This window comes from Streptomyces sp. NPDC008086 (genome assembly GCF_042957325.1).
Classification (GTDB): Bacteria; Actinomycetota; Actinomycetes; order Streptomycetales; family Streptomycetaceae; genus Streptomyces.
In genome coordinates, this window is record NZ_JBIBIA010000014.1 from 104,535 (window position 1) to 120,965 (window position 16,431).

Here is a 16,431-nt window from a genome sequence, read left to right on the forward strand (position 1 = left end):
CGGCGGAGTGGCCCGCGTGTGCGCTCTCCGTGTAGGCGCCGGCCCGGGTCGCTTCGGCGACGCAGGGCGATGGCGACCACCCCGGGACGTACCCGCGTTCAGCGTCGCCGGAGGCGCAGCACGGGGACCAGGTTCAGAAGCAGGCCGATCACCGCGACGCCGGTGATGAGGTTGAGGCCGGGCCGGTAGGGGGTGAAGTCGGCGCCGCCGTCGCCCGCTCCCGAGAGCACGGCGGTCAGGACGGCGAGGACCAGGGCGGCGCCGACCTGGCCGGAGGTCTGCACCAGGCCGGAGGCCAGGCCCTGTTCGGAGTCGTCGATGCCTTCGGTGGCCTGGGCCATGATGGCGCCGTAGCCGAACGCGAACCCGCCGCCGAGGAGCACCAGGGACGGGAACATGCTGAGCAGGTAGTCGGGTGAGGAGCCGGCCGAGACCAGGAACCAGACATAGCCGAGCGTCATCGAGACCATCGCGGTGATGATCAGCGGCGCGGTCCCGAAGCGGTTGACGAGGCGAGCGGCGAGCCGATGGCGACGATCAGTCCGACGGGCAGCAGCGCGAACGCCATGCGCAGCGGCGACCAGCCGCGCCCGTCCTGCAGGAACAGCGTCATCATGAACTGGAAGCTGAGGTAAGCGCCCATCAGGGCGACCATGCTGAGGTTGGCCCGGATGGTGGTGCCCTGACGCAGGATGCCGAAGCGGACCAGCGGATGGCGGACCCGTCGCTCGATCAGGACGAAGGCGAGCAGCAGTACGACGGCGGCGCCGAAGGTGGCGAGGGTCGCCGCGTCGGTCCACCCCAGGTCGGGGGCGGTGACGACGGCGTATACGGCGAGCAGCATGCCGGCGGTGAGGGTGATCGCTCCGGCCGGGTCCTGGCCACCGCTCTCGGTGCGGTGGTCGCGCGGGATCAGCAGGGCGCCGACGACGACGGCGAGCAGGGCGAGCGGGACCGGCATCAGGAAGGTCCAGCGCCAGCCGATCCCGGTGAGCAGTCCGCCGAGGATCAGGCCGGAGGAGTAGCCCAGGGCGCCGAAGAGGCTGAAGACCGACAGCGCCCGGTTGCGCTGCGGGCCCTCCGGGAAGGTCGTGGTGAGGATGGACGACGGCACGCTGCTGATCGCCACCCGCTTCGCACGGCGAGGGCTGGATGCGGCCCTGTTCGAGGCGGGCGTAGTAGTCGGTGCTGATGGCGGCCAGCACGGCGACCTCCTCACGACGCAGCCCCACCACCCGACGAGGGCCGCCGCCGGGCAGTCCGACGGCGGCCGGGGCGAGCTCGGCACGACGCGCTTTGAGGAATTCACCCAGGTCATGGCGGTGAGGATCGCTGCTCAGCGGCCGCCGGCACTCTGCCCGCATTGGTCGACGTGCTCGTGCGCCGGGGCGTCGCCTTTCGTGTCCGCCGCCGAACCGCCCTACGTTCCGGGCATGGACGCGGCGGGCGTGGTCGAGCGGATCGGCGAGGGAACCGATACCGATCTCACCGTCGGCGACCGGGTCATGGCCGTCGTGGTCGTGTCCGGCACGCACGGCGCGTACGCCGAACAACTGGTCGTCCCCGCCCAGACCACGTCGGCTGCTGGAGGCCGGCGGTCTGCGGGGCCGGGTGGTCCTCATCTTCTGAACCCGCCGCACGTCATCGGCATCGGGGGTCCGGTCGCGGATGGCGCCCTGGGGGGGGAGGGCGTGAGACGCGTCGCATCGGAGCGGGTGAGGTTGCTATGCAACGAGTTGCATAGCACGATCATCGTCATGGCGCTCGAACACGCGATCCTGGTGTCGCTCCTGGAGAAGCCGGGATCCGGCTATGAGCTGGCCCGGCGATTCGACCGGTCCATCGGGTACTTCTGGACCGCGACCCACCAGCAGATCTATCGCGTGCTCAAGCGTATGGAGAACGACGGTTGGGTCGAAGTCCGCGACATCCCGCAGCAAGGCCGGCCGGACAAGAAGGAGTACTCAGTCGCCGACCTCGGCCGTGCCGCGCTCTCCTCGTGGTTGCACGACCCGATCGAGCCGGAGAGCGTCCGCCACGACCTGGCGGTGAAGATCCGGGGGGCCGCCTTCGACGACCCGGCCGCCCTGATCCGCGAGGTGGAGCGGCACCGGCAGGCGCACCGGGACCGGCTGGCGCACTATCTCGCCGGCGAGGAGCGGGACTTCACGGGGCCCGAGGCAAGCCTGGCCGCCGCGGACTCTCCCCTCGACCCGGAGCGAGAACTCCAGCACGTCGTACTGCGCGGCGGCATCGCGTACGAGCGGATGATGATCGACTGGCTGGACGACGTGCTCGCCACGCTGGCCCGGTTCGGATCGGGCCGCTGACGCCACCGCAGCGCCGGCGCCCGCATCCGCCCCCCTCCCCCGCTCCTCCCCGTCTCCTCCAGACGACAGATCTCCCGTTCCCATCCATCCACCAGCCGAAAAGGGGTCCTCACCATGGCTGACCACCTGCTCTTCAACCCGCGCACTTACGACCCCGCGCACTTCGACCCCGAGACGCGCCGCCTGCTGCGTGCCACCGTCGACTGGTTCGAGGAGCGCGGGAAGCGGCAGCTGATCGAGGACTACCGGACCCGCGCGTGGCTCGGTGACTTCCTCGCCTTCGCCGCGAAGGAGAACCTCTTCGCCACATTCCTGACGCCGTCGTCCGCCGCAGCGGAAGGGGAGCCGGACAAGCGGTGGGACACCGCCCGTATAGCCGCGCTCAACGAGATCCTCGGCTTCTACGGCCTGGACTACTGGTACGCCTGGCAGGTCACCATCCTCGGCCTCGGCCCGGTCTGGCAGAGCGACAACGCCGCCGCCCGCGCCCGCGCCGCCGAACTCCTCTCCCAGGGCGAGGTGTTCGCGTTCGGTCTGTCCGAGAAGGCGCACGGCGCCGACATCTACTCCACCGACATGCTGCTCACGCCCGACGCCAACGGCGGCTTCCGTGCCACCGGCTCCAAGTACTACATCGGCAACGGCAACGCCGCCGGACTCGTCTCCGTCTTCGGCCGCCGTACCGACGTCGAGGGCCCGGACGGCTACGTGTTCTTCGCCGCCGACAGCCGTCACCCGGCCTACCACCTGGTCAAGAACGTCGTCGACTCGTCGAAGTTCGTCAGCGAGTTCCGCCTGGAGGACTATCCCGTAGCCGCCGAGGACGTCCTGCACACCGGCCGCGCCGCCTTCGACGCCGCCCTCAACACGGTGAACGTCGGCAAGTTCAACCTGTGCACCGCCTCGATCGGCATCTGCGAGCACGCGATGTACGAGGCCGTCACCCACGCCCACAACCGCGTCCTCTACGGCCGCCCCGTCACCGCCTTCCCGCACGTCCGGCGCGAGTTGACCGACGCCTACGTCAGGCTCGTCGGCATGAAGCTGTTCAGCGACCGCGCTGTCGACTACTTCCGCTCCGCCGGCCCGGACGACCGCCGCTACCTGCTCTTCAACCCGATGACGAAGATGAAGGTGACCACGGAGGGCGAGAAGGTCATCGACCTGATGTGGGACGTCGTCGCCGCCAAGGGCTTCGAGAAGGACAACTACTTCAGCCAGGCGGCCGTGGAGATCCGCGGCCTGCCGAAGCTGGAGGGCACGGTCCACGTCAACCTGGCGTTGATCCTGAAGTTCATGCGCAACCACCTCCTCGACCCGGCCGAGTACCCGCGTGTGCCGACCCGCCTCGACGCGGCCGACGACGACTTCCTGTTCCGGCAGGGTCCGGCCCGCGGCCTCGGCTCGGTGCGCTTCCATGACTGGCGTCCCGCCTTCGAGGCGTACGCGCATCTCCCCAACGTCGCCCGACTGCGCGAACAGGCCGACGCGCTCTGCGAGTTCGTCGCCACGGCCGCCCCCGACGCGGATCAGAGCCGTGACCTCGACCTCGTCCTCGCGGTCGGCCAGCTCTTCGCGCTCGTCGTACACGGGCAGCTCGTCCTGGAGCAGGCCGCCCTGACCGGACTCGACGAGGACGTACTCGACGAACTGTTCGCCGTCCTCGTTCGGGACTTCTCCGGGCACGCCGTCGAACTGCACGGCAAGGACTCGGCGACCGGACCGCAGCAGGAGTGGGCACTGGCTTCGGTCCGACGGCCGGTGGTCGACGAGGCGCGCACCGAGCGAGTCTGGCAGCGGGTGGAGGCACTCTCCGGCACGTACGAGATGGCCGAATAGGCGCGCGTCCCTCACCGGGGGCCCGGTCCTGGTGGGACCGGGCCCCAGGTCGGCCTACCGAACGAGCTCCCAGTCCTGTGAACCGTCGGTGGCCGCGTTCTGCAGGGTCAGCGGCGCGCCGGCGGTGGCGCCGGTCAGGTACAGGCTCGTGTTCTTGACGGACTGCAGCTTGTAGAACCCGTCGGCGGTCTCGATCAGATTCCAGCTGCCCGTGGCGCTGTTGTCGACCCACTGGCCGATCCGCCGGCCGACCGTGGCGTTCCCGGTCCAGATGGCCGCCGCGCGGCCGCCCGCCTTGTTGAGAAGGCTCACGCCGCCGTTCGGTTCGGTGACCACGTGCCAGTACTGGGTGTCCCCGTTCGCCACTGAACCGGGAGCCTCCAGACGGACGTCGGGGACGTCCGCGTTGCCGATGTTCGCGTCGTTGGTCTTGTTTCCGGTGCCGATCACCTGGTCGGTCCTGCGGTTCACGAGCTGGTAGTAGGCGCCGTCCGAGTGGCCGAGGTCGACCTCGGCGAAGCGGAGCGTCGAGGTGCCCTGGTTGTTGAGCACGGAGATGCGGCCGGTGCCCTCGACGTACTGCAGGTTGCGGCTGTAGGCGCCGGGCGAGGTCGTCTGGTACTCCTTCCAGGCGCCGTCGCTGCGTCCGCTCTCGTTGACCCATACGTTGCCGCTGCCGGCGGCGTTGTAGACCAGGCGGCCGCCGGGGAGCCTGATGAGGACCGGGCTGCCACCCGTCGCGAGCGCGCGCGAGCCCGCATCGAGCGGCAGTGAGGTGACGCCCGTGCCCGTGGCGGAGCCGAGGTGGAACTTCAACGGGTCATCCGCCACCACATACCGGGTGTTGGCGCCGCCGGCCCAGTACTCGAAGGTCAGCAGCCACTTGCCGTCCGTCGTGCGGACGACGTTCGTCATCCCCGGCCGTCCGCCGCCGATCTCCGTCTTGCCGCCGCCCATGTCCTGGGTCAGCCCGGCGATGTCGACGACGGGGGCGCTCCACGCCGTGCTGCGGCCGTCCCAGGTCCTGTGGACGAGGATCTGGCCCTTGGAGTCCGCAGCGGTGTCGTTCGCGGGGTCCAGGGTCGGGACGCCCGTGGTCGCGTTGAAGCCCGTGTAGTCGTTCTCGTCGGAGTAGTAGCAGACGAGCCGCCCCTTGTGGACCATCAGGTACGGCTCCCAGAGGGGGTCCACCTGCTTGTTCGTGTTCGCGGCGGCGATGTTCTGGCCGGTCGCGCCCGCGCTGCCGCCCTGCCAGCCACCGGTGGCGACGATGTTGACGACCTTCCATGTCGCGCCGTCGTCGGTGCTGGAGTACAGAGCGATCGCCAGGTCCTTGCGATCCCCGTCGTTGGACGGCGTCCAGTCGGGGTCGGCCGCCTTGTGTTCCTTGTAGTAGTAGTCGTCGCCCGACACGACACTCGCGAGGAGCAGGGTGCCCTTCTTGAGGTTACCGACGCTCTGCGGCAGGACGTAGAGGTACGGGTTGGTCCAGTTGCTCGTGTACTTCGCGTACCGAGGGTCGCTGGAGAGGTACGCCGGAGCCTTGACCTCGGACAGGGGCTGCCACGTCGTCCCGTGGTCGTCGCTCCTGTACACCGGGAGCGTCTGCTTGTCCGCGCTGCCCGTCTCCGTGACGACCGTGGACTTCTCGAAGGACGCGACCAGGCGCCCGCTGGGCAGCTGCGCGGACTTCGGGTAGACGGCGCAGTTGCCCCGCCCCTTCAGGCACGGCTCGTTCCCGAGTTGGTAGAGGGTGCCGCCCGTCGGGTTGTACGCCTGCGCGCTCATGGGTATCGCCACCATCGCGGATGCCGCGACGACGGTGCTCAGCGCCCTTCTCAGCCTTCTTCTGTGCATAGCCCCTCCTTTGGGGAGACCAGGGGATGACTAAGGGATGTCTGCGGGGACGGCTGCGGCGACGAACACCCGTACGTCCCACGCCTGGAGCTCCAGCTCGGTGCCCGCGTGGATGCGGTCACCGCCCAGGAGGTCGGACAGCTCGACCGGAGCCGCCACCCTGGTCGGCTCCCAGCTCCAGTTGTGGATCACATGGATCCGGCGTCCGTCGGAGGACGTCCCGGTCGTCGCGGTGACCGTCTCCGGCAGGTCGGGCCAGCCGCTGATCGCCGAGGGCGTGAGCCATCGCGCCAGTGCGCGGGCGAGGGCCCGGCCGGGGATCGTGCCGACGTAGGTGACACGGCCCGCTCCGTGGCGGCGGGTGGTGATCGCGGGCCAGCGTCCGAAGTGGGGGTGGTCGTAGGAGGCGAGGACGTCGGCGTCGGTGACGGTCAGGCCGTCGGCCCAGCGGGTCGCCGTCGCTTCCTGCGGCACCCCCAGCGGGCTGCCGGGGGAGGGTTGGACGGGGATGTCATGGGCGAGGTTGCTGAACTCGTCGTACGTGACGCCCGCGACCTCGGCGAGGCGCCCGGGTTGCGGTTCGATCCGGGCCCTCGCCTCATGGTCGGCGTAGCCGGTGCGCGGGCCGAGGACCAGGTGGCCGCCCGCGTCGGCGTAGGCGGTGAGCCAGTCGAGGGTCGCGTCCGCGGCGATGTAGAGCGCCGGTACGACCAGCACCGGATGGCGGCGTGCGGCCTCCTCCGGCGCCATGCCCTCCCGCTCCCCGTTCGGGTCGTGCAGCTGGCTCGCGTGCACGATCCGCACCTGGCGGCCCGCCTCGAACGCGCCGCGGTAAAAGGGGTCGAGGATGCGGTGGTAGGCGGCCGGGTCGGGTTCACCGTCGGCCTTCGCCAGGGGTGGGTGCTTCTGCATCAGCCACTTGCTGGGCGTCGAGTAGACCACCGTGATGTCGGCGTCCGGTTCCAGCCCGGCGACGAGCGGGCCGGCCGCCTCGAACTCGGCACCCAGACGGGCGATCTCGGCGTAGGCACGGCCGGGCTGTCCGCTGTGCGGCAGGACGCCGCCCCAGTAGGTCTCGAAACCGAAGCGCAGCGTCTGCCACTGCCAGTACTCGATCATCCGCGCTCCGCGCGCCACGTGCGCCCAGGCGGCCTGCCGCCACTGACCGTCGTAGGCGGGGCGGTTGTCCCAGGGGAAGCCGATGGAACCGGCGTTGGTCTCGGTGACGAGGAACGGCTCCTGGCGGGAGGAGAACATCCAGTCCGCGGTCTGGTACATCGACCAGACGCCGGTGTCCTTCCAGATCTGCTCGTGGTCGTCGGGGGTGGGGTCGGGGAGCAGGAGGCCGTCCTGCATGTCGTAGTACGGGTTGCCGGAGGCGATGTCGAGCCGGGCGGCCAGCTCGTCGTCCTGCACGCCCTGGCGGGTGTACGAGATGCAGGTGGTGACGAAGTGCCCGGGACTCGCGTACTCGCGGACGATGTCCGCCTGCCAGCCGATGAACTCGGTGACCTGGCGGGCCTGGAACTCCCGCCAGGCGACGTCGTACTGGGGCTGTTCGTTGCCGTCCGGGGTCCACAGGTCCGCCCAGGTGGACAGGCGGTGCGACCAGTAGACCAGGCCCCACTCCCGGTTGAGCGTCGCGACGTCCCCGTACCGGGCGCGCAGGTGGTCGACGAAGCGCTGGAAGACGCCCTGGTTGTGGAAGAGGTGCAGGCCCGGTTCGTTGTCGACCTGCCAGCCGATGATCGCCGGGTGGTCGGCGTACCGGGCGACGATCTTGCGGATGACCCGCTCGGCGTGGAAGCGGAAGGCGGGGTGGGTGAAGTCCACCTCCTGGCGACCGCCCCAGCCGATACGCTTCCCGGTGCCGTGCTCGCCGGTGATCTCGGGGTACTGCCGGGCCAGCCACGGCGGTACGGCGTAGGTCGGTGTGCCGAGGATGACGGCGATGCCGCGTTCGTGGGCGCCGTCGAGGACGGGCTGGAGCCAGTCGAGGTCGAATCGTCCGTTCTCCGGCTCCCAGGTCGACCAGACCGACTCGCCCACCCGGATCACGGTGAAGCTCGCCTCGGCCATCAGGTCGAGGTCGGTCTTCAGCCGTTCGTCGGGGCGCAGTTCGGGGTCGTACTCGGGCGTGTACTCGTGGTAGTACGCGGCGCCGAACAGGACACGGGCGGGTAGATCCGCCATGAAGGAACCTCCGGGAAGTGAGAGGGAGTTACTGCTTGACGCCGCCGGCCGACAGGCCGCTCTGCCAGTAGCGCTGGAGCAGGAGGAAGGCGATGACGAGCGGCACGATGGAGATCAGGGAGCCGGTCACGACGAGGGGGAGCATGTCGCTGCTGGCGCCGGCCCCGCCGTTCTGCGCCTGCGCGGCCCAGGAGGAGAGGCCGACCGTGATGGGGTAGAGCTTCGGGTCGTTGAGCATGATCAGCGGCAGGAAGTAGTTGTTCCAGGTCGCCACGAGGGTGAAGAGCAGGACGGTCACCAGGCCGGGGGCCAACAGCCTGAGCGCGATCCGGAAGAAGATCCGGGCCTCCCCCGCCCCGTCGATGCGGGCGGCCTCCAGGAGGCTGTCCGGGACGGCGTCGGCCGCGTAGATGCGCATGAGGTAGAGGCCGAAGGGGTTGACGAGGGAGGGCAGGATGATCGCCCAGGGGGTGTTGACCAGGCCGACCTTCGCGAACAGCAGGTAGGTCGGGATCGCCAGCGCGGTGGCGGGGACCATGATGGCGCCGAGGACCAGGTTGAACGCTGCCCGGTCGCCGCGGAAGCGGAACTTGGCGAACCCGTACCCCGCGGCGGCCGCGAGCAAGGCGGCGCCGACCGCGCTGACGACGGCGTACAGGGCGGTGTTGAGCAGCCAGTCCACGAAGACGCCGTCGTCCTGGGCGAAGGTGGCCTTGATGTTCGCCAGGAGCTGCGGGGCGTCGGAGAACCACAGGCCGAAGCTGTTGATCAGGTCCTGTGTGCCCTTGGTCGAGGCGACCAGCAGCCAGAACAGCGGCAGGAGGAAGTAGGCGAGCGCCGCCAGCATGACGATGGTGAGCGGGGTGCTGCGGCGCCGGGACGAGGGCCGGCGCCCGGTCGTCGCGGCGGTGGGGGCGGGTTCGGCCGGGGCGAGCGTGGCCTTCGGCATCGTGGTCGTCACTTCGCCCTCCTGCGGTTCGCGGTGAGCAGCCCGACGTACGAGGCGATGACGATGACCAGTCCGAGGAGGAAGGAGACCGTGGCCGCGTAGTTGAGCTGGTTTCCGGTGAAGGCGAGGGAGTAGGAGTAGAGGTTGGCGGTGTAGGAGCTGCTGATGACGTCCGGGGCGATCTTCATCAGCAGGTTCGGTTCGTTGAAGAGCTGGAAGCTGCCGATCACCGAGAACAGCAGCGTCAGCAGGAGCGCCGGCCGCAGCGCGGGCAGCTTGACCGACCATGCGGTCCGCCAGGCGCCCGCCCCGTCCATCGCGGCCGCCTCGTACAGGTCCTGTGGGACGGTGCGCAGGGCCGCGTACAGGATGATCATGTTGTAGCCGACGAACTCCCAGGTCACGATGTTCGCGAGGCTGCCCAGCATCCAGCCCTCGCTGAGGAAGTGCGGGGCGGGGATGTCCAGTTCCCGGCTCAGCTGGGCGAACGGGCCGAAGTCGGGGCCGTACAGATAGCCCCACATGAGCGCGGCGACCACGCTCGGGACCGCGTACGGCACGAAGATGCCCAGCCGGATCACGCGTGCCAGCCGCAGCAGGCCGCTGTCCAGGGCGAGGGCGAACACCAGGGCCAGCAGCAGCATCAGCGGGACCTGGATCACGAAGAACAGGGCCACACGGCCGACGCCGTGCAGGAGGAGCGGGTCCTTGAGGGCGGTGACGTAGTTGTCGAGGCCGACGAAGACGTTGCCGCCGATGAGGCGTTGCTGGAACAGGCTGAGGTAGGCGGCGTAGCCGAGCGGCGCAAGGAACAGCAGGAGGAAGAGGATCAGGAACGGGGCCACGAACAGGGGGCCCGGCCCGCCGCGCCGACGGCGGGGCGGGGCGGCTCGGCGCGACTTGCCGGCGTAGGCGGCGGTGGCTGCCATCTCAGGCCCCCTTGACCGTGAAGCCCTGGTTCTTGGCGTACGTCGTCAGCCGTGACTGCCAGGTGCCGAGGGCGGCGACGGTGTCGGCCCGGTCGGCGAGGGACTTGCCGACGGTCTCGGTCCAGTCCTTGGCCGCCTGGTCCAGGAACGGCGGCCACTGGAACGAGGTCGGGACCGTGGCGCTGATGTCGGCGAAGATCTGGTTGACCTTCTGGCCGCCGTAGAAGGCAGGGGTGTCGCCGGTGAAATCCGGGTCCGCGAGCAGGGCCTTGGTCGCCGGGAAGAAGAGCTGCTTGGTGGCGAACATCTTGGCGCTCGCCGGGTCGCTGTTGAGGAACTGCGCGAACTGGGCTGCCGCGATGGGGTTCTTGGTGGAGCGGATGGCTGCGGTCGTGGAGCCGCCCCAGTTGCCCGAGACCGGCTTGGCGGCGTCCCATTGCGGCAGCGGCGCCGCCCGCCACTTGCCCGCGGTGGACTTGGCCGAACCGGACAGGAACGCCGGGCCCCAGGCCGCGGTGAGCCAGGTGGCGTACTTGCCCTTGTTGAATCCGGCGTACCACCCGTCGGTGAAGTCCGGGTCGGTGCCGATGACGCCTTCCTTCGCGAGCCCGCCCCAGTACCCGGCGAGCCTCTTGGAGACCGCGTCGTCGACGCTGATCGTGAGGTCGCTCTTGCCGGAGGTGGCGTACGGCTGCGCGCCCGCCTGCCAGAGCAGGCCGTGCCAGGCCGCGTGTTCGTTCGCCGCGAGGTTGGTGAGGTAGACGTCCGGGTCGGCCTTGTGGAGCTGGCGGGCCGCGGCCGCGAACTCGTCCCAGGTCTTCGGCACTTGAATGCCGTGCTTGTCGAAGATGTCCTTGCGGTACAGCATGCCCATCGGGCCGGTGTCCTGCGGGATCGCCCAGATCTCGCCGCCGGGGCCGCTGACCTGCCCCCACGTCCAGTCGACGAACTGGTCCTTCAGCGCGGCGGCGCCGTACGGGCTCAGGTTCAGCAGGCTGTCGGTGATCGTGAAGGTGGGGATGGCCTGGTACTCGATCTGCGCCAGGTCGGGTGCGCCCGTGCCGGCCTTGAGGGCGGTGCGCAGCTTGGTGTAGTGCTCGACGCCCTGGCCGGCGTTGACGACCTTGACCTTGATCGCCGGGTACTTCTTCTCGAAGAGCGCGACCTCCTGCTGGATGTCCGGGGCCCAGGTCCAGAACGTCAGTTGGGTGGGCGTCTTCATCGCCTTGTCGATGTCGGCCTGGCTGACCGGCTTGGTGGAGGTGGCGGAGCCGCCGGAGTCGCTGTCACCGCTGCACGCGGCGAGCGCGGCACCGAGGGACACCGCTCCGGTCGCGGCGAGGAAGCGCCGGCGGCTCATGGCGGACGTGGGAACGAAGGATCGGGGCATGGTGAACTCCCGCCGGTGGGCATAGGGACGGCACGCCTGGCGAGGGCGCGTCGCACGGGTGGGAAGAGAGGAGTGCGAAGAGAGGAGTGAGAGGGGAGGAGTGAGAGGGGAGGGTGAGGCGCGGGTGTGGCTACCGGGGCATCGGGGTCGCCATGCTCGGGTGTGCGTCGCGCCGACTGTGGACGACACGCGCGTCACGTGCCGTACGGCGGAAGTCCACGGTCGTGGAAGGGCTTTGCGGGATTGCGGCCGGCCCGGGAGGACTCACCGGCCGGCGGCGAGCGGGTACCGCTGCGGCGGCGCGGACGTGGCACTGGGGCCGGGGATGCTGCGGAAGCCGGGGGTAGGGCTTCAGACCGTGCCGGGCGGTTCGTGCTCGGCCGGTGGTACGTGTGCCGGGTCGGTCGCGCGGGAAGCCGAGCGGTGCCCGCTTGCCGAGGTCTTCCGCTCCGTCGGGGGCGCGGTCGAGGCGCGGACGACCAGTTCGACCGGCGGATCGTGGGCCGGCGCCGGTTCCGCGTCCGGTTTCTCGATGGCCTGCACCAGAAGCCGTAGCGCCTCGTACGCCACGGCGTCGAACGGCTGACGCACCGTGGTCAGCGGAGGCGTGACATAGGCGGAGACCGGGATGTCGTCGAAGCCGACGACACTGACATCGCCCGGCACGCGCAGGCCGGCTTCCGTCAGCGCGCGGACCAGACCGATGGCCATGTCGTCGTTGGCGGCGAACACCGCGGTGACGTCACCAGCCGAGGCGAGTTCGCGGCCCGCGGCGTAGCCGGAAGCGGCCGACCAGTCGCCCACGAGGACGGGCGGCTGCCGTCGGCCGCGTGCCGACAGCGCCGCCCGCCAGCCCGCAAGACGATCCCGGGCGGCGAACCATCGCTGCGGGCCCGCGAGATGATGAACCGTCACATGCCCGAGGTCCAGGAGGTGTTCGGTGGCCGCCCGAGCCAGCGACTCGGCCCCGACCCCCGCGGCCACGGCCCGGGGGCCGCCGAACGTCGCGGGCGCCCCGAGGACGAGGACCGGCACGTCGACGTTGAGGGAGGCCGTTCCCTCGTCGATGGGTTCGGAGACGACGATGCCGTCCACGCCCTGTTCGAGCAGCGACTCCACGGCTCCGGCGACGCCTCCCGGGTCGCCCTCCAGCGTGTTGCACACCCGGAGCGCATAGCCCGCGTCCCGGGCGGCCCGTTCGATGCCGATGAGCAGCGAGGCCGGCCCGTACAGGGCCGTCCCCAGCGTGACCACGCCGATGGAGCGGGTGCGCCCCGAGGCCAGCGCCCGGGCCGCGCTGTTCATCCGGTAGCCGAGTGCCTCGGCGGCTTCGAGCACCCTCCGGCGCACGTCCTCGGAGACGTACCGCTCACCGTTGAAGACCCGGGAGACCGTCTTCTGCGAGACGCCGGCCCGCCGGGCCACGTCCACGGCACGCGGCGCGACGGGGCTTGCGCCCTGTCCTCCCACTCGCGTCATTGGTGTCTCCCTGATGTCCGGCGGCTCAGATCCTAGCGAGTCGGAGCCAGTCGCCAGGAGCGACGCCTCGTATGACTGCGCTGTCATGACTGCGGTGTCATATCTACGCAGTCGAACAGAGCGTGTCAAGGCTTCACGCAACATCACGGCAATCCGGCGGCAAGGTACGAGGCCCGGCCCGCGCCACCTGACCGGCGCCGAGTCATCGTGCGACCAGGCGCGGTAGGTTCCCGCCTGGACGAACATACGGAGGTGCCGTGGGCGAGCAGGACCAGCAGGACGGACAGCGGGAGATCACGACCGCGAAGGAGGCTGCCGACGACGACCTGGTCCTGGCGTTCGGGCGGTTGCAGGGGGCCGCGAACCGGCTGGAGTACATCCTGGGGCGGCGCATAGAGGAGGAGTGCGGGATCAGCCACCTGATGTACGAGGTGCTGCTGATCCTGGGACGGGCCGGCGAACCCGGGTTGTCGATGCGGGCGATCGGCCAGGAACAGGTGCTCACCACGGGCGGGGCGACGCGGCTGGTGGACCGGATGGCGGCGGCCGGCCTGGTGCAACGCGTGGCGGATCCGGCGGACGGGCGAGGGCGTCTGGTGCGGCTGACACCACTGGGCGAGGAAACCGCCGTGCGCGCCTCCCGACTCCACGTGGAGAACATCAAGCGCTACTTCCTGGAGCCCCTGCCCCCGTCACACCGGCAGCGCTTCGCCGAGGACCTGCGGATCCTCAGCCACGCGGCCCGAAACTCCCTCCCGCAGCTGCCCTGACCGAGCGCGCCGCCAGAGCCGGGCTCCCCCGCGTTGAAATATCTGACGCGTCAGATAATGTTGCCCGGGTGAGTGTCCGCACAAGGCGGGTGCCACATCCTCCCGAGGTCCCCGATGAAGCTCATCTACGTCTTCGATGCCTATTGCGGCTGGTCGCACGGTTTCTCCGCGACGTTGGGCGAGATCACCTCCAGGCATCCCGAACTGCCGGTGGAGGTCGTCTCCGGAGGCCTGTTCACCGGGCATCGCCAGGTGCCGATCCGCGAGTTCGGGTACATCCATGGGGCGAACGCCCAGATCGCCGAGCGGACCGGGGCCGAGTTCGGCGAGGGCTACGAGCGGCTGATCGCCGACGGATCCTTCGTGATGGACTCCGAGGCCGCCGCCCGCGGCATGGCGGCGCTTCGACTGGCGGCTCCCGGCCGAGCGGCGGAACTGGCCGTCGCCCTGCAGAGCGCCTTCTACGTCGACGGGCGGAGTCTGTCCGACGCGGCGACCTACCGACAGCTCGCCGAGGACGCGGGGCTGGACGCCGAAGCGGTCGTCACCGCGTTCGAAGGAGCCGAGACACAGGCGCAGGCCCTGGCCGACTTCCGCCGCTGCGCCGAGCTGGGCGTGAACGGCTTCCCGACGCTCCTCGCCCTCGGCGACGGCCGCGTCACCACCCTGGCCCGCGGACACGCCACCGCCGACGAAGTCGACCGGCGGCTGTCCGCACCCGTCTCCTGACCCGTCGCCCCTCCCCGATTTCCCCTTCTCCGAGAGCTAGGAGCCCTTCCATGAGCGCCCTCGACTTCAAGGTCCTCGACCTCGACTTCCCCGCCGGCAGCAAGAACAAGACCGCCACCCTCGTCACCGGCGAGAGCGAGGCCCTGCTGGTGGACGCCGGTTTCACCCGGGCGGACGGTCACCGTCTGGCCGCCGAGATCGTCGACTCCGGCAAGAAGCTGGCCACCGTCTTCATCAGCCACGGCGACCCCGACTTCTACTTCGGCGCCGAAGTCCTCGCCGACGCGTTCCCCGAGGCGAGGTTCGTCGCCACGCCGATCGTCATCGAGCACATCAAGCACTCCTACGAGGGCAAGCTCCAGGCGTGGGCGGCGCTCGGCATGAATCTCCCCACCCGCCTCGTCGACATCGATCCGCTCACCGGGGACCTCTCCCTGGAGGGCCACCGCTTCGAGCTGAAGGGCGGCCCGGCCGAACTGTCCGACCGCCACTACCTGTGGCAGGCCGAGCAGCGCGCGATCCTCGGCGGCGTGCTGCTGTTCCAGCAGGAGCACGTCTGGGTCGCCGACACCCGGACCCCCGAGTCGCGCGCCGCCTGGATCAAGCTCCTCGACGAGATGGCCGCCCTCGACCCGCGGCTGGTCGTCCCCGGCCACCGCCTGCCCGACACCGCCGCCGACGCCTCCGCCATCACTGCCACCCGCGCGTACCTGGTGGCCTTCGAGGAGGAGCTGGCGAAGGCCGCCGACGGCGCCGCGCTGACCGAGGCCCTGGTCGCCCGCTACCCGGACCACGGCATGCTGATCGCCGCCCAGATCGGCGCCAAGGTCGCCAAGGGCGAGATGAAGTGGGGCTGACCGCGATGACCCCCGACAGCACGGACTTCGCCACGTCCACCGCCCCGGCCGACGTCGTACGCCGCCAGTACCTGGCGTCCGCCGCCGGAGACCTGGCAGCGCTGCGCGCCACCCTCGCCCCCGACGTGGAGTGGAAGGAGGCGGCCGGCTTCCCGCTGGCCGGCACCTACCGCACTCCCGAGGGCGTGACCTCCAACGTCATGGAACAGCTGGGCAAGGAGTGGGACAACTGGACCGCCCACGACGACACCTACGTCGTCGACGGCGAGAACGTCGTCGTCCTGGCCCGCTACACGGCCGCCAACAAGGCGACCGGCAAACCGATCGACGTCCGTGTCGCGCACCACTTCGTCGTACGCGGCGGACTGATCGTTCGCTTCGAGCAGTTCGTGGACACGGCCAAAGTACGCGAGGCGATGCCCCACGACGCGTGAGCGCAGAGACGACTGGCACACCGCACCGGTGCGCCGGGGGGGGACGTGCCGGCGGGCCGCAGCCGGAATCCGCTCAGCGCCCCTGCGCCACCAACTCCTGGAGCAGATATGCGAGTTGGTCGGGCACTCCGGTGAAGGTGCGGGCGTCGCTGGTGTACGGCTCCCCCGCCAGGGCGTCGAGGCGTGCGCGGCGGTCCTCCGCGGCGGCCTGCTCGTCGTCCAGGAAGACCACGAGGTCGCCGAAGATGTGCAGGAGTTCACCGGCCCGCCCGGCCGCCCCCTGCTCGGCGCGGATCTCGGCGACGATCGCGCGGGCTGCTCGGCGTCGTGCGGGGTGACGTAGCCGACGTCGGCCTCGCGGGCCACCAGCCGGTAGGGACGGCCTGGTGGGCGAGGGAGGTGACCAGCGGCTGGCCCTGCGGCGGGCGCGAGGTGATGGACGGGCCCTTGACGCTGAAGTGCCTGCCCTCGAAGTCGATGTAGTGCAGCTTCTCGCGGTCGATGAAGCGGCCGGTGGCGGCGTCGCGGATCTCGGCGTCGTCCCTGACGAAGTCGAGCAGACCGCGCTCGGCCTCGGCGACGAGGTCCGCCCAGTATCCGGCGGTGAACAGGCCCCGGGGGCGCACCACTTGCTCGCGCCACGAGGCGGGGTGCCAGCCGGTGCCGTCGAGGGCG

The 16,431-nt window shown here is 70.3% G+C and carries 14 protein-coding genes and 3 pseudogenes; 7 read left to right on the plus strand and 10 right to left on the minus strand.

From position 1 onward, the window contains the following. Window positions 1-98: 98 nt before the first annotated feature. The 3 genes and pseudogenes from ACFZBP_RS37715 to ACFZBP_RS37725 all read right to left on the minus strand — a co-directional run. On the minus strand, window positions 99-470 hold the full coding sequence (locus ACFZBP_RS37715; protein ID WP_391420418.1) for a hypothetical protein: 372 nt from the start codon (window positions 468-470) through the stop codon (window positions 99-101). 11 nt (window positions 471-481) lie between these two features. After that, window positions 482-1,114: an MFS transporter gene (locus ACFZBP_RS37720; protein WP_391420275.1), complete on the minus strand. Its 633-nt coding sequence runs from the start codon at window positions 1,112-1,114 to the stop codon at window positions 482-484. 28 nt (window positions 1,115-1,142) lie between these two features. Next, window positions 1,143-1,364 (minus strand): annotated as a pseudogene (locus tag ACFZBP_RS37725) (helix-turn-helix domain-containing protein); the annotation flags it as partial. Between ACFZBP_RS37725 and ACFZBP_RS37730 the strand changes: the two are divergent. The 3 genes and pseudogenes from ACFZBP_RS37730 to ACFZBP_RS37740 all read left to right on the plus strand — a co-directional run. Further along, window positions 1,317-1,562: pseudogene (locus tag ACFZBP_RS37730) on the plus strand (alcohol dehydrogenase catalytic domain-containing protein); the annotation flags it as partial. The pseudogenes ACFZBP_RS37725 and ACFZBP_RS37730 sit on opposite strands and share 48 nt — an antisense overlap. Before the next feature lie 195 nt (window positions 1,563-1,757). Next, window positions 1,758-2,330, plus strand: a complete 573-nt coding sequence (locus tag ACFZBP_RS37735) for a helix-turn-helix transcriptional regulator (RefSeq protein ID WP_391420408.1) — start codon at window positions 1,758-1,760, stop codon at window positions 2,328-2,330. A 114-nt stretch (window positions 2,331-2,444) separates the two neighbouring features. Next, window positions 2,445-4,169 carry an acyl-CoA dehydrogenase family protein gene (locus tag ACFZBP_RS37740; RefSeq protein ID WP_391420278.1) on the plus strand — a complete coding sequence of 575 codons (1,725 nt, stop codon included), beginning with the start codon at window positions 2,445-2,447 and terminating at the stop codon, window positions 4,167-4,169. 54 nt (window positions 4,170-4,223) lie between these two features. On the opposite strand, the gene ACFZBP_RS37745 is transcribed toward ACFZBP_RS37740, so the two are convergent. The 6 genes from ACFZBP_RS37745 to ACFZBP_RS37770 all read right to left on the minus strand — a co-directional run bounded on the left by ACFZBP_RS37745 (window position 4,224) and on the right by ACFZBP_RS37770 (window position 12,966). Then, on the minus strand, window positions 4,224-6,026 hold the full coding sequence (locus ACFZBP_RS37745; protein ID WP_391420280.1) for an RICIN domain-containing protein: 1,803 nt from the start codon (window positions 6,024-6,026) through the stop codon (window positions 4,224-4,226). Between the two features lie 30 nt (window positions 6,027-6,056). Continuing rightward, window positions 6,057-8,219, minus strand: coding sequence for a beta-galactosidase (locus tag ACFZBP_RS37750; RefSeq protein WP_391420282.1), 2,163 nt, complete (start codon window positions 8,217-8,219; stop codon window positions 6,057-6,059). Window positions 8,220-8,247: 28 nt separating this feature from the next. Then, window positions 8,248-9,180 carry a carbohydrate ABC transporter permease gene (locus tag ACFZBP_RS37755; RefSeq protein ID WP_383458155.1) on the minus strand — a complete coding sequence of 311 codons (933 nt, stop codon included), beginning with the start codon at window positions 9,178-9,180 and terminating at the stop codon, window positions 8,248-8,250. Beyond that, entirely contained in the window at window positions 9,177-10,097 is a 921-nt protein-coding gene (locus ACFZBP_RS37760; protein ID WP_391420284.1) for an ABC transporter permease subunit, read from the minus strand. The genes ACFZBP_RS37755 and ACFZBP_RS37760 overlap by 4 nt, the downstream gene beginning before the upstream one ends. 1 nt (window position 10,098) lies before the next feature. Then, a complete protein-coding gene (locus ACFZBP_RS37765) occupies window positions 10,099-11,487 on the minus strand; it encodes an extracellular solute-binding protein (RefSeq protein ID WP_391420287.1) in 1,389 nt (462 codons plus the stop codon). A gap of 351 nt (window positions 11,488-11,838) precedes the next feature. After that, window positions 11,839-12,966: a substrate-binding domain-containing protein gene (locus tag ACFZBP_RS37770; protein WP_391420289.1), complete on the minus strand. Its 1,128-nt coding sequence runs from the start codon at window positions 12,964-12,966 to the stop codon at window positions 11,839-11,841. Between the two features lie 257 nt (window positions 12,967-13,223). Here ACFZBP_RS37770 and ACFZBP_RS37775 point away from each other — a divergent pair, with 257 nt between their 5' ends. The 4 genes from ACFZBP_RS37775 (at window position 13,224) to ACFZBP_RS37790 (ending at window position 15,756) form a co-directional block, all read left to right on the plus strand. Continuing rightward, window positions 13,224-13,736: a MarR family winged helix-turn-helix transcriptional regulator gene (locus ACFZBP_RS37775; RefSeq protein WP_383458142.1), complete on the plus strand. Its 513-nt coding sequence runs from the start codon at window positions 13,224-13,226 to the stop codon at window positions 13,734-13,736. A 114-nt stretch (window positions 13,737-13,850) separates the two neighbouring features. Next, window positions 13,851-14,465, plus strand: coding sequence for a DsbA family protein (locus tag ACFZBP_RS37780; RefSeq protein WP_391420292.1), 615 nt, complete (start codon window positions 13,851-13,853; stop codon window positions 14,463-14,465). Window positions 14,466-14,515: 50 nt separating this feature from the next. Continuing rightward, the gene (locus ACFZBP_RS37785) at window positions 14,516-15,322 is read left to right on the plus strand and encodes an MBL fold metallo-hydrolase (RefSeq protein WP_391420294.1); all 807 of its coding nucleotides are present in this window, start codon (window positions 14,516-14,518) and stop codon (window positions 15,320-15,322) included. Window positions 15,323-15,327: 5 nt separating this feature from the next. Further along, window positions 15,328-15,756 carry a nuclear transport factor 2 family protein gene (locus ACFZBP_RS37790; RefSeq protein WP_383458444.1) on the plus strand — a complete coding sequence of 143 codons (429 nt, stop codon included), beginning with the start codon at window positions 15,328-15,330 and terminating at the stop codon, window positions 15,754-15,756. Window positions 15,757-15,806: 50 nt separating this feature from the next. On the opposite strand, the pseudogene ACFZBP_RS37795 reads toward ACFZBP_RS37790, so the two are convergent. After that, window positions 15,807-16,385: pseudogene (locus tag ACFZBP_RS37795) on the minus strand (LLM class flavin-dependent oxidoreductase); the annotation flags it as partial. Between the last annotated feature and the right edge of the window lie 46 nt (window positions 16,386-16,431).